Source organism: Staphylococcus sp. EG-SA-2, from assembly GCF_017152085.1.
In genome coordinates, this window is the sequence record NZ_JACYHC010001299.1 from 1 (window position 1) to 605 (window position 605).

The 605-nt window shown below is 36.4% G+C and carries 1 protein-coding gene; it reads right to left on the bottom strand.

Features of this window, described 5'->3' with window-relative positions:
* Positions 1–605, bottom strand: a 605-nt coding sequence (gene asp2 / locus IDG60_RS20910) for an accessory Sec system protein Asp2 (protein WP_206161143.1), incomplete at both ends; no start/stop codon positions are given.

The following is a 605-nucleotide window of genomic DNA, read 5'->3' on the forward strand; positions in this document are numbered from 1 at the left end:
AGGCACCAAATGAACCCATAGATAAACCAGATAATATTAATTCATGTGATTTAAAATTCAGCTTTTCTAATGTCTCGTCAATAACATTGATAATACCTTGTTCATATTCAGATGAACCGATATAAAAACTACCACCTTCAACACGAGGATCGCCGATAAGTAAAAACGGTGCATTCATACGTTTCATCATATAATATCCTTCGAAACCTTCCGCTGTTCGATAACCACTAAAATATACGTTTAGTGGTGGTTTCATATCACCAGGGTGGAAATAATAAATAAATTCCTGTCGTTGACTATCTACGAAACGACTACCACCGAGTAAAAATTGACCCATATCTAATCTAGACCATCGTTTGTGTATAGGTCCTAAATGTACCGTTCCGTTGCCACGCGCCTTAACAGTTACACTTATATAAGCATCAAATGGTTTCGTAGGTATCTCTAAAGGACTGTCTAACATATCATCAGTCAATACGATTTGTTCAATTAATGCACCATCAGCGCCAGTCTGAATCAATCTAAATGTATATTGCAACTCGACCGCACCATCAATATCAAATTCTGGCCATATTTGAATGACTTTATCTTTATCGTAAACGAGA